At 65.9% G+C, this 15,201-nt stretch carries 19 protein-coding genes; 7 read left to right on the forward strand and 12 right to left on the reverse strand.

What is annotated here, in order from left to right:
- Positions 1-609 precede the first annotated feature (609 nt).
- Positions 610-1,254, reverse strand: coding sequence for a class I SAM-dependent methyltransferase (locus tag PS060_RS08530; RefSeq protein ID WP_273982418.1), 645 nt, complete (start codon positions 1,252-1,254; stop codon positions 610-612).
- 9 nt (positions 1,255-1,263) lie between these two features.
- Between PS060_RS08530 and PS060_RS08535 the strand changes: the two genes are divergently transcribed.
- Positions 1,264-1,719 (forward strand): MarR family winged helix-turn-helix transcriptional regulator, encoded by a 456-nt coding sequence (locus PS060_RS08535; RefSeq protein ID WP_273982419.1) that lies wholly within the window; start codon positions 1,264-1,266, stop codon positions 1,717-1,719.
- Between the two features lie 353 nt (positions 1,720-2,072).
- Here the strand turns inward: PS060_RS08535 and PS060_RS08540 are convergent, their stop codons facing one another.
- Both PS060_RS08540 and PS060_RS08545 read right to left on the reverse strand, forming a co-directional pair.
- A complete protein-coding gene (locus PS060_RS08540) occupies positions 2,073-2,756 on the reverse strand; it encodes a hypothetical protein (RefSeq protein ID WP_273982420.1) in 684 nt (227 codons plus the stop codon).
- Positions 2,753-4,081, reverse strand: coding sequence for a S41 family peptidase (locus PS060_RS08545; protein WP_273982421.1), 1,329 nt, complete (start codon positions 4,079-4,081; stop codon positions 2,753-2,755). The genes PS060_RS08540 and PS060_RS08545 overlap by 4 nt, the downstream gene beginning before the upstream one ends.
- A 203-nt stretch (positions 4,082-4,284) precedes the next feature.
- On the opposite strand from PS060_RS08545, the gene PS060_RS08550 reads away from it, so the two are divergent.
- Positions 4,285-5,886 (forward strand): amidohydrolase family protein, encoded by a 1,602-nt coding sequence (locus tag PS060_RS08550; protein ID WP_273982423.1) that lies wholly within the window; start codon positions 4,285-4,287, stop codon positions 5,884-5,886.
- Between the two features lie 19 nt (positions 5,887-5,905).
- Positions 5,906-6,787 carry an alpha/beta fold hydrolase gene (locus PS060_RS08555; protein ID WP_273982424.1) on the forward strand — a complete coding sequence of 294 codons (882 nt, stop codon included), beginning with the start codon at positions 5,906-5,908 and terminating at the stop codon, positions 6,785-6,787.
- On the opposite strand, the gene PS060_RS08560 is transcribed toward PS060_RS08555, so the two are convergent.
- The gene (locus PS060_RS08560) at positions 6,784-7,374 is read right to left on the reverse strand and encodes a TetR/AcrR family transcriptional regulator (RefSeq protein WP_273982426.1); all 591 of its coding nucleotides are present in this window, start codon (positions 7,372-7,374) and stop codon (positions 6,784-6,786) included. The two genes, PS060_RS08555 and PS060_RS08560, sit on opposite strands and share 4 nt — an antisense overlap.
- Before the next feature lie 113 nt (positions 7,375-7,487).
- On the opposite strand from PS060_RS08560, the gene PS060_RS08565 reads away from it, so the two are divergent.
- Positions 7,488-8,699 carry a dipeptidase gene (locus tag PS060_RS08565; protein WP_273982427.1) on the forward strand — a complete coding sequence of 404 codons (1,212 nt, stop codon included), beginning with the start codon at positions 7,488-7,490 and terminating at the stop codon, positions 8,697-8,699.
- A 37-nt stretch (positions 8,700-8,736) separates the two neighbouring features.
- Here PS060_RS08565 and PS060_RS08570 read toward each other — a convergent pair whose 3' ends face one another.
- Genes PS060_RS08570 through PS060_RS08580 form a run of 3 tightly spaced genes read right to left on the reverse strand, consistent with a single transcriptional unit; the run spans position 8,737 to position 10,617 of the window.
- Positions 8,737-9,231 carry a gamma carbonic anhydrase family protein gene (locus PS060_RS08570; protein ID WP_273982429.1) on the reverse strand — a complete coding sequence of 165 codons (495 nt, stop codon included), beginning with the start codon at positions 9,229-9,231 and terminating at the stop codon, positions 8,737-8,739.
- A 19-nt stretch (positions 9,232-9,250) separates the two neighbouring features.
- Complete coding sequence (locus tag PS060_RS08575; protein ID WP_273982432.1) at positions 9,251-9,850, reverse strand: GNAT family N-acetyltransferase; 600 nt, start codon at positions 9,848-9,850, stop codon at positions 9,251-9,253.
- Positions 9,847-10,617, reverse strand: coding sequence for a hypothetical protein (locus PS060_RS08580; protein ID WP_273982433.1), 771 nt, complete (start codon positions 10,615-10,617; stop codon positions 9,847-9,849). The genes PS060_RS08575 and PS060_RS08580 overlap by 4 nt, the downstream gene beginning before the upstream one ends.
- A 52-nt stretch (positions 10,618-10,669) precedes the next feature.
- On the opposite strand from PS060_RS08580, the gene PS060_RS08585 reads away from it, so the two are divergent.
- Positions 10,670-11,155 carry a winged helix-turn-helix transcriptional regulator gene (locus PS060_RS08585; RefSeq protein WP_273982434.1) on the forward strand — a complete coding sequence of 162 codons (486 nt, stop codon included), beginning with the start codon at positions 10,670-10,672 and terminating at the stop codon, positions 11,153-11,155.
- Positions 11,156-11,188: 33 nt separating this feature from the next.
- Here the strand turns inward: PS060_RS08585 and PS060_RS08590 are convergent, their stop codons facing one another.
- Genes PS060_RS08590 through PS060_RS08605 form a run of 4 tightly spaced genes read right to left on the reverse strand, consistent with a single transcriptional unit; the run spans position 11,189 to position 12,823 of the window.
- Entirely contained in the window at positions 11,189-11,548 is a 360-nt protein-coding gene (locus tag PS060_RS08590; RefSeq protein WP_273982436.1) for a DUF4345 family protein, read from the reverse strand.
- Positions 11,545-11,910, reverse strand: coding sequence for a hypothetical protein (locus PS060_RS08595; protein WP_273982439.1), 366 nt, complete (start codon positions 11,908-11,910; stop codon positions 11,545-11,547). The genes PS060_RS08590 and PS060_RS08595 overlap by 4 nt, the downstream gene beginning before the upstream one ends.
- Positions 11,907-12,302 carry a hypothetical protein gene (locus tag PS060_RS08600; RefSeq protein WP_273982440.1) on the reverse strand — a complete coding sequence of 132 codons (396 nt, stop codon included), beginning with the start codon at positions 12,300-12,302 and terminating at the stop codon, positions 11,907-11,909. The genes PS060_RS08595 and PS060_RS08600 overlap by 4 nt, the downstream gene beginning before the upstream one ends.
- Complete coding sequence (locus PS060_RS08605; protein WP_273982441.1) at positions 12,299-12,823, reverse strand: nuclear transport factor 2 family protein; 525 nt, start codon at positions 12,821-12,823, stop codon at positions 12,299-12,301. The genes PS060_RS08600 and PS060_RS08605 overlap by 4 nt, the downstream gene beginning before the upstream one ends.
- Positions 12,824-12,930: 107 nt before the next feature.
- Here PS060_RS08605 and PS060_RS08610 point away from each other — a divergent pair, with 107 nt between their 5' ends.
- On the forward strand, positions 12,931-13,638 hold the full coding sequence (locus PS060_RS08610; protein ID WP_273982442.1) for a GntR family transcriptional regulator: 708 nt from the start codon (positions 12,931-12,933) through the stop codon (positions 13,636-13,638).
- Positions 13,639-13,641: 3 nt separating this feature from the next.
- Here PS060_RS08610 and PS060_RS08615 read toward each other — a convergent pair whose 3' ends face one another.
- A complete protein-coding gene (locus tag PS060_RS08615) occupies positions 13,642-14,349 on the reverse strand; it encodes a DUF3108 domain-containing protein (protein WP_273982443.1) in 708 nt (235 codons plus the stop codon).
- Between the two features lie 96 nt (positions 14,350-14,445).
- Here PS060_RS08615 and PS060_RS08620 point away from each other — a divergent pair, with 96 nt between their 5' ends.
- Entirely contained in the window at positions 14,446-15,096 is a 651-nt protein-coding gene (locus PS060_RS08620) for a TetR/AcrR family transcriptional regulator (protein ID WP_273982444.1), read from the forward strand.
- The last annotated feature ends 105 nt before the right edge of the window (positions 15,097-15,201 follow it).

Genomic DNA, 15,201 nt, shown 5'->3' on the forward strand with positions numbered 1-15,201 from the left:
CAAGGCTTTCAAGGTGCTCTTATCTTCAGGTCGCCGATCTCGCTTAACTTCAAGCTGACATTCGCGGACGCATAAAGTCGACTTTCGGCAAAACCTGCCATTCGCCTTATCGCAAGGAAACGGTAGCTCGGTCCCACCACGCGCCTATTTGCCCATGCATCACCCCGAGGTAGTGCGCCTCAGTGGGGCTCTTGTAGGTCAGCCGGCTCTCTTTATCGGATGGCTTCATATTCGATACGCCGGGGGACAGGTCGGCGGCGGCTTGATCGTGCTGCGAAACGAAAAAACGGGAATCGAACCGGGTGCCAAGAGCTGGTCCTTGACCTTCTCACACAGCAGGATACATACCCTCTCTCAGGCATCAAAAACCCTAGGTTTTCTGCGGTTTTCAGGTGGGTTGAAATGAGGATTGGAATCCCTTCACCCGCTCCAGCCTTCCCTTCCCAATCAACCTCATAATGTCGACAAAACCCTTGGAAATCCGAGGGATTTAGCCCCTGGGTCGTCCGGGAATGTCCTTATCCTTCCCGTTGCATCCGGCGTTGCTGGGGGCCATTTCGGGGGCTTGGGGTCAACGGACTTCGGGTTGGTGATCTTGTGCTGCCAGTTTCATCGGGTCGCGTCGTGCAACACAGCTGATCCGCCATCAGCGTCCGCTCGGCCATGGCTTACCTGCGCGAAGCCAGCCTCGTGCAGCCCACGCACTACAGCGTCGATGAACAGAGCTTCCTCGCCATAGTCCTTCCGAGCCGCCCACGCGTGGGTGATGCCGATCAGGCGTGCACCCGGGCGCAGAACTTCGGCTAGCTTCGCGGCGGTCGGAGCAAAGGGGCGGCAAATCTGCAACGTGTGAACCGCTATAGCCGCGTCGAACGGCTCAATTTCTGGATCGAGGTCGGCGGCGGTGCCCTTGATCAGCCGCAATCGCCCGGCTTTGATCGCTGTCCTGTTCCGGGCTGCGGCTGCATCTTGCATGACCTGCGAAGGATCGATCCCGACCACATGGCCAACCGGATGTTCGAGCAAGCTTTCGAGGCCAATGCCGGGCCCGAACCCGATCACCAGCACCCTGTCCCCTTTGCGTGGATCGAGGCGGCGGACGGCTTCGCGTTCCGCCTCCGCGTTCATCCGTTCCATCACCTTGGCCGCGATCCGGCCCGAAACACCCTCGAACATTGACATCATGTCGCCCACAAGAAATTGACAACATAGTTGACATAATTGCCGGTTGAAGAATGTCAATTTGGTTGTCATTCATGAGGGGTGAGCAACGCAAATCACGCCCATTTCCTGGCGACCCTCACGCGCACCTATCACGTGCTGGACGCGGTTTCAGAGCAGCTCCATGCCGGCCACGGGTTCTCGGCCGGAGCACGCTCGATCTTGCTCCTGCTCGATCGGGAGGGTCCGATGACCATGTCCGAAATTGCCCGCGACCGGGCTGTATCGCGGCAACTCATTCAGCGTCTGGCGTCGGCATTGCTCGACAAAGGCGTGATTGAGGCAATGCCGAATGCGGCTCACCGCAAATCCGCGAAACTTGGCCTGACACCACAAGGCCAATCGGCGGTAGAAGGAATCGTGCTGCGCGAAAGCGGGATAGTGGATGCTGTTATGGATGGCATCGGAGACAGCGAGCTTCAACAGGCGCATTCGGTCCTGTCCAAGCTGAACGCGCTGCTCTCACAGATCGGGAAGATCGAGGCAGCAAAGCAGTAATGCTGACCAGCAGCTAGGGGGTCGTTTGCTGAATGGCAGCAATTTTCCAGGAGAGAAGCGAAGCCGCCATTTGCCTCGCGATCTTTGCGTAGAAGGCTCCCGACCTCATCTCAGTCGTTCACAGCCGTCAGGATCTAGCTCTGGCTGCGCCACGTTCTGACGTACGGCGATCGGCGTCGAGGATCTGCGGCGCTCATGATCCGCGATGGGTCCGGAGCGGCTAATCAGGATGACAAGCAAGAAGCCGGGTAGTCTGTGTCAGGCTCCATTCCCTGCTGCCGCGACGATGCGAAGAAAAGTCGCTGCGGCCCTGGCGATCACGCCCGACGCCCCGCCTTGCGCGAGGCCACGCGTCACGAGGCCAGCGCCTCTCCCCTGGGCGGGCCATCCTTGCGTTCGCAGCTCGGCACCTCCTTGGGGATGTCGGCTTCAAGGTTTGATTCCCAGCACTGATCGAACACCGAGCAATAGCAGGCGCGAACGGGCGTCTCGAACCGCGCGCGATCAAGCAGTGCCCAGCGCTTGCGCCCCGCCTCGTCGGCCGGGCGCTTCCATGTCACCATGTTGCGCTCCACCCCGGGAGCGAGCACCATACGGTTGATCGATGCCGAGGTGAAGCTGATCGGGCTGTCGCCGGTCGAGATCACCCAGTGGCCGATACTGGTGTAGCGCTTGTCTCCGGGCGCGACCTCGAACCACACGATCCGGGCCGGGCCACTGCCGACATTGGTGATGGTGAAAGTGAGTTGCTCCTTGCTGTCATCGCTGATGTTGCCGTGATCATATTGCAGCACCGGGGTCGATTGCGCGCGCACCAGCCGCTCATTGGCATGGACCAGCGCCTCCATCGTGTGCCCGGTGTGGAGCGCGACATAGAGCGATCCGGCCGAGACCAGCAGCACCGCCACCGCCATCGCGATGTCGAACCAGCGGCCGGAGCCGCCCCCACCGTGACTGTGGCTGTGGTGGGTGTGCGGGGTTTCGGGCGCTTCGATCATGGCAGGCTCGCCTTGGCTGGGATCGGCAGGGTCGGTCATGGCTTGGCGGCGCGCCAGGCTGCAATGGCGCGGTCAAGCTGGGGATCGCCGCTCGCGGTCAGATCCGCGACCCGCTGCGGCACGGCAATGTCGGGCGCCACGCCCACGCCTTCGAACGGGCGACCATCGGGGAGGAATTCACGCTTGGTCGAAATGCGGAAGGACATCTTCCATTGCGGCCACTGGACGAAATAGGGCTGACCGGTCGACCCGAAGGTCGGCTCGCCGATCAGCGGCCCGCGTTTGCCCGACTGGAAGCGGATCACGAAATCCTCGCAGGCCGAACCGCAACCGCCGTCCATCAGCACCGCCATCGGCCCCTTGATCGCATCGGCAGCGGGCTGAGTGCGGTCGGGGCCGTAGCGGATCATCTGCCAGATCGGAGCCGCGCTGCTGAACGAGGCATGGGCGTCCTGTTCGGCTATCGTCATCGGGGTGTTGACGATCGTGCCGGCATAGGGCCGGTCCATGATCACCCGCAGCAGCGTTTCGGGTGTCGTGCCTCCGCCATTGCCACGGACATCGAACAGGATCAGCGGCGCTCCGGCATAGGTCTTGACCGCGGCAATGGCTGCGGCTTCGAACTTCATGTCGTCGAAGCTCGGAATGCGGATCACAACAACGCCGTCGGGGCGGACGGTGGTTTCGACCTCGAACGGCTTACGCGCCGGACGCCGCTCGCCGCGTGGTGCTGCGCGGTCGATGGTGAGGGTCTTGCCCGAGGCGAGCCCGAGCGTGAAGGTCTGCGGCCACAGCGCGCGACCCTGAAGCAGCAGCAGCCGGTTTTTCGCGCGGGCATCCGACTGAGCAACGATGGCGCGGCTCGGCTCCAGCCAGCGATCGATCGGCACGCCATCCACGGTGGTGATGACATCGCCGGGAGAGACTTCGGCGATAAAGCTGCTGGTCACCATCCACTTGCCCTCGATGGGGCGCGCATGGAACGGAAGGGTCGGCTCGTCGTCGAGTAACTCGTCCGAGAACGAACTGTGGCCGTTTTCGAGGCTGGCGATCAGCTTCATGGTGGCGATGCTGAAGCTGCGCCGGTCGGGCGCGGCGAGCGCTTCCTTGAGGTAATCGGCAAAGCGCGCGTCCCAATCGTAGTCGGGCGGGAGCCCTTCCCAATGCGCGAAGTAGCGTTTGACGACATGATTGATCTGCGCGGCGATCATCATCCGGTCGGCTTGCGTGAAGGGAATTTCGGTATCCGTTGTGGCGGTTTCCTGTGGCTGGGAAAGGGCAGGTGCAGCCCATGCCACTGTCAGAACCGCGGGCGCCAACCCGGTCGCGACCTTGTGCAAGGCATTGAGAACGGTCTGCTTCATGCGACTCTCCCGTTTCGGTCTCTCAATGAAACCTGTCACGGAATTTGTCAAAGCGATTGGACGGTCTGTCACAAGTGACGCAGATTCCTGCGTCCGGGCTGCATCCAGCCGAGGCGACAGGCTGATACCGCCTGGACACACAATCTAAACGGTCGTTCGCATATTGGCTGGACTCTTATGTGAACGTGTGGTCAGATATTGCCATGTCTGCCTCGCTTCACCATCACCACGCCGCGTCAACGCCGGGCGACGACTGGCCTGCCTTCCTTGATGCTGCACACCAGATGACCAACGCCTCGTGCTGCGGCGGAGGCGGCGGGGGGAGCGTGCCGGTGGCAGGGGCGGCCGCAAGACCGCCGATCCTGCTTGACCAGGGAATTGCCGCCTGGCGCGAGGGCGTGCGTGCCGCCCGACCGAGAGTCCCAATGGAGCGCGGGCCTTTCGTCTTGCCCGGCGTTACGCTGCACGAGGCTGGCCGCGCGCCGGAAGGGCCGGTCGACCTGCTGATTGCCGAGGGTCGCGTTGCCGGGATTAACCCGCCCGGGACCATCGGCGGCGCGGTGCGGGTGGTCGAGGCACTTCGCCGCCACGTCGTCACCACCGCGCTGACCGACATGCACATCCACATGCCGCCCGACAACATCCTGCGGCTGACCCCGCTGTTCATGCTTCTGAACCTGCGCTTCGGGGTGGTGCGGGCGCGCGATGCGGGCGATCCTGACGGCTCTTCGACCCCGGCGGCCCTTTCGCTGGTGCAATCGGGCGCCTTGCCCGGGCCGCAGATCCACTATGCCTATGCCTTCGTCGGCGATGGCCGCGCGCGCTGGGGCAACACCATCGCGATGACCCATCCAGACGAGGCCGAGGGGATTGTCGCGCGCCTCCAATTCGCGGGGGCAAGCTGGATCAAGGCTTACGAGAACCTCGACGCACCCCGCATTGCCGCTCTGTGCCGCGCTGCCGAGGCTGCGGGGATGCAGGTCATGGGTCATGTCCCCACTCAGCTCCGGCTCGAGGATGCGCGCCTGCCCGATGCCCAGCACGGCTTTGGCATCCCCGATCCCGCATCGCTGCGGCGCGACCACATCCTCAATCGCAACATCGACTGGCAGACGGTCGACCGCACGCGAATCGAACAGGTGATCGAAGGCTGTCTGGCCCACGGCCTCGCCATGACGCCAACCCTCGTCACCACGCGTGGGCTGCTGCGGATGGCGGACTGGGAGCAGCAGCGCAGAGCCCCTGATACGAGGCTGCTGCCCGGCTTCTACACCGACATCGTCTGGCACCCTGACCACGGCCTGCCGGTCTATCGCGGCATCACGCCCGAGGATTTTGACCGCGCCCGCGATGCCTTTGCGCGCAAGCTTGAAGTGGTGGGCGCGGCAGCGAAGGCCGGTGTCGACCTGCGGCTTGGCACCGACACCCAGCAGCCTTTCATCATCCCCGGCATCGCGCTGCACGACGAGATGCGCGCCTTCGAAGCGGCAGGTGTGGCACGCGAGCAGGTGTGGCGGATGGCAGGGCCGGACGCATCGAGGAAACTTGGTGTCGAGGATGCGGGCCGCATCGCGGTCGGGCAGCGCGCCGATCTGATCGTCACCCAGCGTTCGCCCCTTTCGCCCGACTGGTCGCCCGACATGATCAAGGCGACGATCTGCGGCGGGGCGTGCCTGCTCGCCAGCGACCTCGACAGCGCGATCCGGGTCGAGCTGCGCCGGTTCGAGAACCGCTTCGCCCGCCATCTGGTGCGCTGGCTGGCCCGCTTCTCGCTGGAGAAGGCGGCGCGCGATTTTGTCGGCTGATGCTCAGGAACCCTTGCCCATGACCAGACCCCGCGCCGAATCCCGCGCACTCGATCCTGCCGCCCGCCGCGCCCTCGGCGGCACCTTTGCCGAGCTGCCGCAGGGCATCACCCATTATCGCTTGCAGGGGCGGACCGACGGCGATCTCGTTGTGCTGATACACGGCTATTCGGTGGGATCCTTCGTCTGGGAACCGTTGGAACGGCTGCTGGTGGCGCAGGGGTTTGCAACGCTGTCCTACGACATGCCGGGGCATGGCTTTTCCGACCGGCCGAGGCTCGATTACACCCGCGACCTGTTCCGCGAGCACCTTGCCGCGCTGATCGCAACTCTGGCACCGGACGCCCGGCTGCATCTTGTCGGCTGGTCGATGGGCGCGATGGTCGCGAGCGAATTTGCCATGCGGCACAAGGATCGCGTCGGCTCGCTGTTCTTTGTCTCGCCCTCGGGCCTGCCGATCCGGATCGGGATGCTGGGGCGGACGGCGTTCGTGCCGGTGCTGGGCGATCTCGGCTTCGCGATGATCGGGAGTGCTTCGCTGCGGGCCGCGCAGGCGAATTTCTTCGTCGATGGGCGGGCGCCGGCGGCGTTCCTCGACTGCTATGACAGGCAGGCATCCTTCAAAGGCTTTGCCCGTGCCATGCTCTCGACGCTACGGTGCATGAACATGGACGATTTCCGCGAGGGCTATGCCGCGCTCGGCGCATCGGGCCTGCGGGTCGACGCCGTGTGGGCGCGGGCCGACAGGGCGACCCCTTTCGCCAACAGCAGGGCCTTCGCCCGGCTCGTCCCGCAGGCGCGGATCCATCCGCTGGACGGTGTCGGGCATGCCAGCCAGTTCGAGGCACCCGAACTCGTCGCTTCCCGCCTCGTCCTCTGGCTCAGGGGCCGGATCGGCTAACCGGGCTGCGGGCCAAGCGTGCGGGCGACGAAGTTGCCGACCAGATCGGACACATCGGCCAGATAACGCGCGCGATTGGCGGCATCGCGCGGCGGGACTCCGGCCATCGCTCCGATCAGCGCGTGCTGGGCGATCGTCAGCACTTCCTCACGACGACCGGCGTCGGTTTCCGGGCAGCCCTGCGCGAAGGCATCCGAGACCATTCCCCGGATCATCTCGCGCAGCGCGCCGGCGAGCGCCGCACGCGGCCCGTCCGGTTGTGGGCGGACGAGGCACAGGGTCTCGGGCCGCGCGGCCTGAAGCGCCACGACACCTTCCATCAGTGCAGCGAAGAAGCCCACAGGGTTCTCGCGCGCCAGATCGGGCGACAGCCGGGGTGCGAGCTCGGCCACGGCATCCTGTGTCACCTGTTCGACGATGGCTGCGCCCAGATCATCGAGATCGGCGAAGAACTGATAGATCGCCGCCGGCGAACAGCCCGCACGCCGGGCGAGCGGGCGCATCGCCAGGGCCTCGCCATCCTCGGCGATCATGGCAATCGCGGCCTCGATGATCCGGCCCTTGGTCGCCACCCCGTTGCGGCGCACGGGCGTACGGGGCGCGGGTCGCTGGATTTTATCTGAACTAGTGTTCACAAAAGACTCGCAATTACCTGAACGGCTGTTAGCATAGGCCGGTCAATCCCGACAGGAGAAACCGCATGACGGCTTGGATCGTGCTAGGCGCAGTTGTGGGGCTCGCGCTAGTGTGGACCGTGCTGGTGCGCACCGAGACCTTCACGGCAGAGCGCATCTTCGGAACCCGCAGCACCCCGCGACCACCTGTTTCAGCCGACGCGCTGGCGCTGCACGACACGCTGATCGTCGCCGATCTGCACGCGGATTCGCTGATCTGGCGGCGCGATCTGCTCCATCGCAGCGACCTTGGCCATTTCGATTTCCCGCGCATGGCCGAAGGCGGCGGCGCGGTGCAGGGCTTTCTGGTGGTGACCGAGAGTCCGAAGGTCATCACCGGCGGCGGCATTTCCGACAAGAGCGACCAGCTCACCGCGCTCGGCATTGTCGACCAGTGGCCGCTGCGTGCGATCCTCGATCAGACCGAGCGCGCGCTTTATCTCGGGGGCAAGCTGCACCGCTTTGCTGCACGTTCGGGCGGGACGGTGCGTCTGATCCACACGGCGGAAGATCTGGACGCGATGCTCGCCGCCCGCCGCACCGATCCTTCCGTTCGCGGTGCCTATCTCGGGCTCGAGGGCGCGGACGGAACCGGCTACCGCATCGCCAACCTCGAGCGCCTGTTCGCCGCCGGTTTCTGCATGACGGAGCTGTGCCACTACACCGACACGGCCTTTGCCGGATCGTCTTCGGGCATATCGGGCGGCGGCCTCACCGCGCTCGGGCGCGAGGCGGTGCAAGAGCTGGATGCCCTCGGCATGATGACCGACCTGGCCCACGCCTCCCCGCGCACGGTGTCGGACGTTCTCGCACTCAGCCCGCGCGCGCCGCTTGTCACCCACACCGGCAGCGCGACCTGCCATCACGATCCCAAGTGCCTGCCCGACGAATTGCTGCGCGAGATCGCCGCGCGCGGCGGCATCATCGGCCTGGGTTTCGTGCCGGACTATGTTGGCGAGGGGGAACTGGACGCCATTTCCCGCGTGCTCGATCACATGATCGCCGCCCTCGGCCCGCAAGCAGTGGCACTCGGGTCGGGCTTCTGCGCGCTCGCCCAGCCGGTCCCCGTCCACCACCTGCCGCGCATCACCGAGGCGCTGATGCGCTCTGGCCATGACGAGGACGTGATTGCGCAGGTTATGGGCGGAAACGTGATCCGCTATCTTTTCGAAAACCTGCCGGGAGGCCGCCGCGAACAGGCGGAAAGCACGGCGAGACCCGCAGAGCATGCCGCATAGGCCCGAGCTTCGCGCGGCCGGTGCGGGGCCCGCCGCCTTAAAGCCGCTCGCGCCCCTCGGCATAGCCGCGGGCGATGGCCTGATACATGCGCGCGTTCATCAGGTTAGCCTCGGAACAGTCGCGCTCGCGGATCAGGCGGGCGGGGCTGCCGGCGATGACCGAGTTGGGCGGAAACTCCTGCCCCGCGCGCACGAGGCTGTGTTCGGCGACGATCGAATTGTCGCCGATCACCGCGCCGTCCATGATGGTCGAACCGATACCGATCAGGCAGCGGTCGCCGATGGTGCAGCCGTGGAGCGTCACGCGGTGGGTGATCGAGCAATCCTCGCCGACGATGGTCGGCGTGGTGTTGCCGATATGGATCATCACGAAGTCCTGGATATTGGTGCGCGCACCGATCCGGATCTCGTAGGCTTCCGAGCGCATCACGACATAGGGGAACACCGACACATCGGGCCCGAGCGTGATGCGGCCATAGAGCAAGGCGGTCGGATGGACGAAGGCGGCCTCAGCGGTGTCGATGGCGCTCATTGGCTGGTGATCCCCGTTGTCAGTCCTTCGGCCGGACCATCGTCCAGAAACGCGGGCCGCCCGGCACCTGCCATTCGTCGACGATGACGAAGCCGAGCCTCTGGTAGATGGCGACGTTGCCTTCCTTGGCGGTCTCGAGACAGGTGTCGACCCCGATCCGGTTCGCCTCGGCAATCCCGGCACGGATCGCGCGGCCGCCCCAGCCCTTGCCCTGCGCCTCGGGCCGGACGGCGGCATAGCGCAGATAGAGATAGTCCTCGCCCGCCGGCACATGGCGGGAAAGGTGCTTGCCGACCGTGTCCGCGCGCCCGAGCGCGGTCCCGAAAATCCGCACCATCCGCCACAGTTCGGCCGGGGTGAGCGGATCGTGGTGATGCACCTTGCCCGGCCGCCGCCACAGCGTCACCACCTCGCGCTCCGGTGAGGCGAGGATCATGCCGTGGCGCACATGATCGGTGAAACGCCAATCGAAGAAGCCCGGAAGACGGCGTCGACGGACTGCGGCATCGGGGAAAATCCATGCGAGCGCGGGATCGTCCTGGAACGCCAGCGCCAGCGTCTCCACCGCCCGGGGGCGCTGGCTGGCTGCGCCGTCGATGATGATGTGTGGCTCGGTCATGACGGGAAAGGTGCCTGTTTCACGGCGAGGCCGAAGCCCACGCGCGTGGCGAAAGCGAAACGACCGCCCGGCACGGCGCGCGCCTCTTTCTCGAGGCGGCGGATCAATTCGGCCTTGAACGGCCCGCGCGGATGCTGGCGCAGCACGCCGGCAACGAAGTCCTTGGGCAAATGGGCGAGTCGGAGGCCGGTCAGATCGACCATCGCGCCGTATTGCGTATAGGCTCCCAGCACCCCGTCGCGCTCTGGCGTGACACCGATGGTGGTGTGGACGATGATCGCATCGGCGAGGTGATCGCCCACCGCTTCGGGCTGATGCGCATCGCAGGCGCACTGGCGCGCGGCAGCGGCGCTGCGCAGGGTAAAGTCCTCGCCGGCGATATCCTTCATCAGGCCGACATCATGCAGCAGGCCGCAGATGTGGAGCAACTCCGGATCGGGCCTGTGCCCGTCGATATGTGCCAACGCCCGGGCAAAGATCGCGGCGCGGTAGCCGTGGCCCAGCAGCGCCGGGCTCTGCGCGAGCGCGGCTTCCTCGGCCAGTTGCACCAGCCTGCTGTCCGGCACGGGCGGCAGATCGTCTACCCGGCCGGGGCGCTGGAGGAAGGGAAAGACACGCTGCCACAGGTTCTGCACCTGTTGGCGCGAGGCGACCGCAAGGCCGCGCGCGCATTCGCTGCCGGTCATCACCCCGCCGGTGCGGGCCAGCCAGCCGGAGCCACCGAAGCGGTCGGGATCGGGAAGCGGGGGAAGCGGGCGTTGCGTCACGAATCTAAGTCCTAATTTGGAACCTAGCTGTGGATGCTCTATCTGGGTTCACATGTCAAACTCAGACACGCCGTCCGACGTCATCCGCGCCGCTCCCGTCCCGCGCGACCGTTGCGGGATGGCGCTCGCCTGCGAGATGCTCGGCGACCGCTGGACGATGTTGGTGATCCGCGAGGCCTTCTACGGCGTCACGCGGTTCGATGATCTGCGCAGCGATCTCGGCGCCCCGCGCGGCATTCTGAGCGCGCGACTCAAGGCGCTGGTGACGGCGGGCGTGCTCGAGCGGCAACCCTATCGCGAGGGCAAGGCGCGGGTGCGGCACGAATACCGTCTCACCCCGCGCGGGCAGGAGCTCGCCCTGCCGCTGATCGCGCTGATGGAGTGGGGCGACCGTCATTTGCAGGACGCGCCTTCGCCCTTGCAGATTCTCAGCAAGGCGAGCGGCGCGCCCTTGCGGGTCGCGCTGGTGACGCCCGAAGGGCAGGCGGTGCCGCGCGAGGATGTGACCTATGCGGTCGTGGACCAGGGCATGGCCTGAGCTGGCCTGCCGGTCTGTGCGAGGCGCCATGGCTCAGATACCTCCCGCAATCAATCCGGCGACGATCAGTTCAAGCGCCGTGAAGATCGCCGGATAGCGGCCCAGTTTCCGGTCGATCACCGCCGAGACCAGCCGCCCGGCCGCCATGCCTGCCGATGCCAGCGCGAGGGCGAAGAGGATGCCGCCCGACAGCGGCGTCCCGGTCAGGCAGAAGGCCAGCAGCCCCGCCACCGCCAGCGGAAAGCCGCCATAGACCGCGCGGATCTCGTTACGGCTGTCGGGGCTCTCGGCGAGGATGCCGAAGCCCTCCAGCAGGCGTTCGGGTCGCAGCAGCGCAGCTAGCCCGATCAGCGCATAGAACAGCGCGGCGGCAATGATCCCGGCCCCGGTCACGCGCTCTGCCCCCGCAAGGCAATCCACGCGGCCAGAAGCAGTACCGGCACGCCGGCCAGATCGGCCAAAGCGATGACCCGAAGTTGCGCTGGCATTCCGGCGGCCCACCAGATCGTCAGGAACGAGATCATGCTGATGCCCACCGTCACGCTCGCGAGGGGGCGGACTTCCGGGCGCAGCGCCGCCCAGCCGCATATCACCACCACCACGCAAAACAGCGCCGCGCGGTGCTGCATCAGGGCGAAGATGCCGGATGCCGGGTCCACGCCATACATCGCAGTCAGCTGCGCCGGGCGGACCAGCGCCAGCGCCGGGAGCACGTGCAGCAGCATCAGGGCGAGCCAGCAGATCCGCTCGATCATGCGTGCTGCCCTTTGCCTTCGCTCCCAGCCATTGCCCGGACAGCAATCAGCGCGACGAAGGGCGGCACAATCACCGCCGCCAGATCGAAGGCGAAGATGCCGTCGGAAGGAAAGCCGCGATGGCTCCAGACCTGCACATGGAAGATCGCGTGGAGCAGCGGCCACAACGCGCCTGCCAGGGCAATGGCGGCCACGCCTGTGCGGGCTCCCCATCCCAGCAAGGCGCCACTCGCCAGAAAGGCGAGGCCCACGTCGCGGACGAAATGGCTGTTGAACGGCCCCATCGCCGCAAGGCCGGGGACGAGAGCGTAGAAAGTTTCGGGCAGCGCAAGGATGAACAGGCCGGTCAGGCCCCACGCCAGCGCCAGGGCGATCAGCGCTGCACGGATCATTGCACCGCGTCGCTGTTGGCGGCGATCACTGCCGTGTCGAGGTAGGTCGCCTTGCGCGACACCAGCCCGTCGCGGAAGGTGATGATGTCGATCGCGGGAACGCTATACGTCGTCCCGCGCGGTTCATAGCGCCGCTCGCCCATCACGAAGGCGCGGGGCGGCGCCATGACGAAATCATACTCGATCACCACGAAATCGGCGCCGAAATTCACCGTCCGCGGGGTCGAGCTGTAAGCGGGATTGTCGGCGAGGATGCGCGCAAACCGCGCCGCGATGGCAGCGCGCCCGACCACCGGCGGCTCGCCCTCGATGACCAGATGAAACACCGAATCGTCCGTGTGCAGGGCCGCGATCCGCGCCGCATCGCGGCTTGCCCAGGCGAGCGCATAGCGTTCGACGGCCGCCGGGAGGTTTTGCGCCGCCTCGGCCTCGGCATGGGCCGGCGTAGGGTAGGCCGCTCCCCAACCGGCCGCCCCCGCGCCCAGAACCAGCAATCCGGCAAGCAATCGTGTTTCGGCCATGCGCGACCCTCCTCGCGGCGAAGGACTAGCTTCCTGCGTTGTAACATGTCAATAAGATGTTACTGCGATATGCTAAGCAAGCAGCCGCGAACCAAGGCAGGATGAACATGGCAAGAGCGCAAGCGACCCAGGCTACTGAGCTTTCGGCATCCACGGAACGGCAGAGCGATCAGGCCTTCGAGCAGATCAAGCGCGGGATCATCCTGTGCCGCCTTGCGCCCGGCACCCGTTTCTCCGAGGCTGAGCTTTCGGCGATGCTCGGGCTCGGGCGAGCGGCGACGCGGGCGGCGCTGACGCGGCTGGGCGATACCGGTCTGATCCAGCCGATCCCGCGCCATGGCTATGTCGTCACGCCGATCACCATGGCGTCGATCCGCGAGCTGTTCGAACTGCGCCTGATCCTCGAACCGGCAGCCGCCGCGCTCGCGACCGGCAAAGTCGATATTGCCCGCTTGCGCGCGATCAACAGCGCCCCCCAGCAGGCTGTCAGCGAGAGCGAGCAGCTCGCTTTTGTCGACAGCAACCGCGCCTTTCACCGCACGATCGCGGCCGCAACCGGCAATCGCCGCCTGTTCGCGCTGCTCGAAGACATCGGCGACGAGATGCAGCGGCTCGTCCATCTCGGGCTGTTCGGCGGGGCGTCGAAGGAGGTCGAGCGCCGCGCCGCCGACCGTCAGCACGAGGATCTGATCGCGGCACTTGCCTCGGGCCATCCCGAAGCCGCCCGCGAGGCTGCGCGCCGCCACGTCGAACACGCCCGCGGTCTCGCCATCGAGGCGCTGATGAACGCCGACTGGCCCGTTTCGATCGGCTAAGCGTCAGCGCGCCGGGCAGTCCGTCGCCAGCCGCTGCGCCATGCCGCCGCCTGCATAGCCAAGCTCGATCCCAGCGCCCTTGGCGATGTGGTAGCGCACGAGCTGCGCCGGATCGGTGCCCGCATCCAGCGCCCAGGCCGCGACGGGCCCTGCGGGCGTCTCGATGATCGCCTCGCCCACGACCCGCACGGTGAACGTGCCCGGCCCCTTGTCGTATTGCCAGTTCGGCAGGCTGAATTCGGCTCCGGCCGCTAGCGGCAAGGCGGCGAAGGTCAGGCCCCACAGGTTGCCGTCCCAGACCGGACCATCATGGGCGACAGCAATCGGCGCGCTGCTCTGCGCGGTGGTGCGCGTGCCTGTCACACCCTCAGGCGAATAGCGCAGCTCGATCCGCTGCCAGCCCGGGCTGGCAGGATCGTTGCCCCTGACGCTGGTGAGCATGAGCGGGCGCAGGCTGTCGCGGGCGACAACGAATTCATCGCGCAGGGAAAAGCGGCCATTGCGCAAGGTCTGGTGAATGACGATCCGCCAGACCAGCTGACCGTCCAGCTCCTGCGCCACAACGGATTGCGTGGCGTCGCCAATCCGCTGGCCTTCGCGCTCGATGGCGAAGCATTGCTCGCCGGCCACCAGCCGCGAACCGTCCGGCACAGCGGCAGGCGCGGGGGTTCCGGCAGCCAGCAGCACAGCTGCCCAAATCACACCAGTCATCCAGAATCTCCCCGGTTCATTCGTGGTTGCGCCTGCCTTTGTCGGCAAACAAGCCAACGCGGCTTGCAGGGCGTTACCGATCAGTTACAATAAGCCATGAGCAATGATCAACCTGCCACAGCGACCGGCGCGCCGAAGTCGGGAAAAAGGCGCGCCCGCGTCGATCACGCCGAGCGCCGCGCTGCGATCCTGCGAACCGGCGCGGCCCTGTTCGTCGAGCGCGGCCTGCGCGGCGGCACGATGGACGAGATCGCCCTGCGGATGGGGATCTCCAAGGTCGTCATCTACCGCGAATTCGCTTCGAAAGACGCGCTGATTGCAGCGATCTTCGAGGATGTGCTCGAGGCACTCGGAGCGCTCAAGAACGAGCCCTGGAGCGGTTATGCCGGGGGCACGATCGGGACCATCGCAGCGGCACGTCAGCAGCCCGATGCCTTCCTGCTGCTCTATCGCGATTGCCGTAGCGATCCGCTGTATCGCCACCATTTCGAGCGGTTGCAGGCGCTCTATGTCGACTGGCTGATGGGCTATTTCGAGCATGAGCGCGGCACCGGCTCGCACCGTGCGCTGCGCGCGGAAATGGCGGTGCTCAACCTCACCGGGTTCCTGTTCGAGGCGCTGGCCAACTGGCTGACCACCGGTACGCCCGACGAGGACACCATCTTCGCCAGCTGGATCGGCGACATGATTCGCGACTGGCGCTGGAACACCGAACAGAAGTGGCAGATCCCCCGTCGCAGGGCCTGAACAGACCCCCTTGCGTTAAACGTAACTCATCAGTAACGTCACGTCCTAGTAACAATAGGCGGGGACGGGATTGTGACACATTTGATCTGCTGGAAACGCGCGCTT

It is taken from the genome of Erythrobacter sp. BLCC-B19, assembly GCF_028621955.1.
In the GTDB taxonomy this organism is placed as follows: domain Bacteria; phylum Pseudomonadota; class Alphaproteobacteria; order Sphingomonadales; family Sphingomonadaceae; genus Erythrobacter.

Excerpts from the sequence above, each read along its gene's own strand:
- PS060_RS08530 (WP_273982418.1), bottom strand. The coding sequence starts at position 1,254 with ATGACAACCAAATTGACATTCTTCAACCGGCAATTATGTCAACTATGT.
- PS060_RS08540 (WP_273982420.1), bottom strand. The coding sequence starts at position 2,756 with ATGACCGACCCTGCCGATCCCAGCCAAGGCGAGCCTGCCATGATCGAA.
- PS060_RS08545 (WP_273982421.1), bottom strand. The coding sequence starts at position 4,081 with ATGAAGCAGACCGTTCTCAATGCCTTGCACAAGGTCGCGACCGGGTTG.
- PS060_RS08550 (WP_273982423.1), top strand. The coding sequence starts at position 4,285 with ATGTCTGCCTCGCTTCACCATCACCACGCCGCGTCAACGCCGGGCGAC.
- PS060_RS08555 (WP_273982424.1), top strand. The coding sequence starts at position 5,906 with ATGACCAGACCCCGCGCCGAATCCCGCGCACTCGATCCTGCCGCCCGC.
- PS060_RS08565 (WP_273982427.1), top strand. The coding sequence starts at position 7,488 with ATGACGGCTTGGATCGTGCTAGGCGCAGTTGTGGGGCTCGCGCTAGTG.
- PS060_RS08570 (WP_273982429.1), bottom strand. The coding sequence starts at position 9,231 with ATGAGCGCCATCGACACCGCTGAGGCCGCCTTCGTCCATCCGACCGCC.
- PS060_RS08575 (WP_273982432.1), bottom strand. The coding sequence starts at position 9,850 with ATGACCGAGCCACACATCATCATCGACGGCGCAGCCAGCCAGCGCCCC.
- PS060_RS08585 (WP_273982434.1), top strand. The coding sequence starts at position 10,670 with ATGTCAAACTCAGACACGCCGTCCGACGTCATCCGCGCCGCTCCCGTC.
- PS060_RS08595 (WP_273982439.1), bottom strand. The coding sequence starts at position 11,910 with ATGATCGAGCGGATCTGCTGGCTCGCCCTGATGCTGCTGCACGTGCTC.
- PS060_RS08600 (WP_273982440.1), bottom strand. The coding sequence starts at position 12,302 with ATGATCCGTGCAGCGCTGATCGCCCTGGCGCTGGCGTGGGGCCTGACC.
- PS060_RS08605 (WP_273982441.1), bottom strand. The coding sequence starts at position 12,823 with ATGGCCGAAACACGATTGCTTGCCGGATTGCTGGTTCTGGGCGCGGGG.
- PS060_RS08610 (WP_273982442.1), top strand. The coding sequence starts at position 12,931 with ATGGCAAGAGCGCAAGCGACCCAGGCTACTGAGCTTTCGGCATCCACG.
- PS060_RS08615 (WP_273982443.1), bottom strand. The coding sequence starts at position 14,349 with ATGACTGGTGTGATTTGGGCAGCTGTGCTGCTGGCTGCCGGAACCCCC.
- PS060_RS08620 (WP_273982444.1), top strand. The coding sequence starts at position 14,446 with ATGAGCAATGATCAACCTGCCACAGCGACCGGCGCGCCGAAGTCGGGA.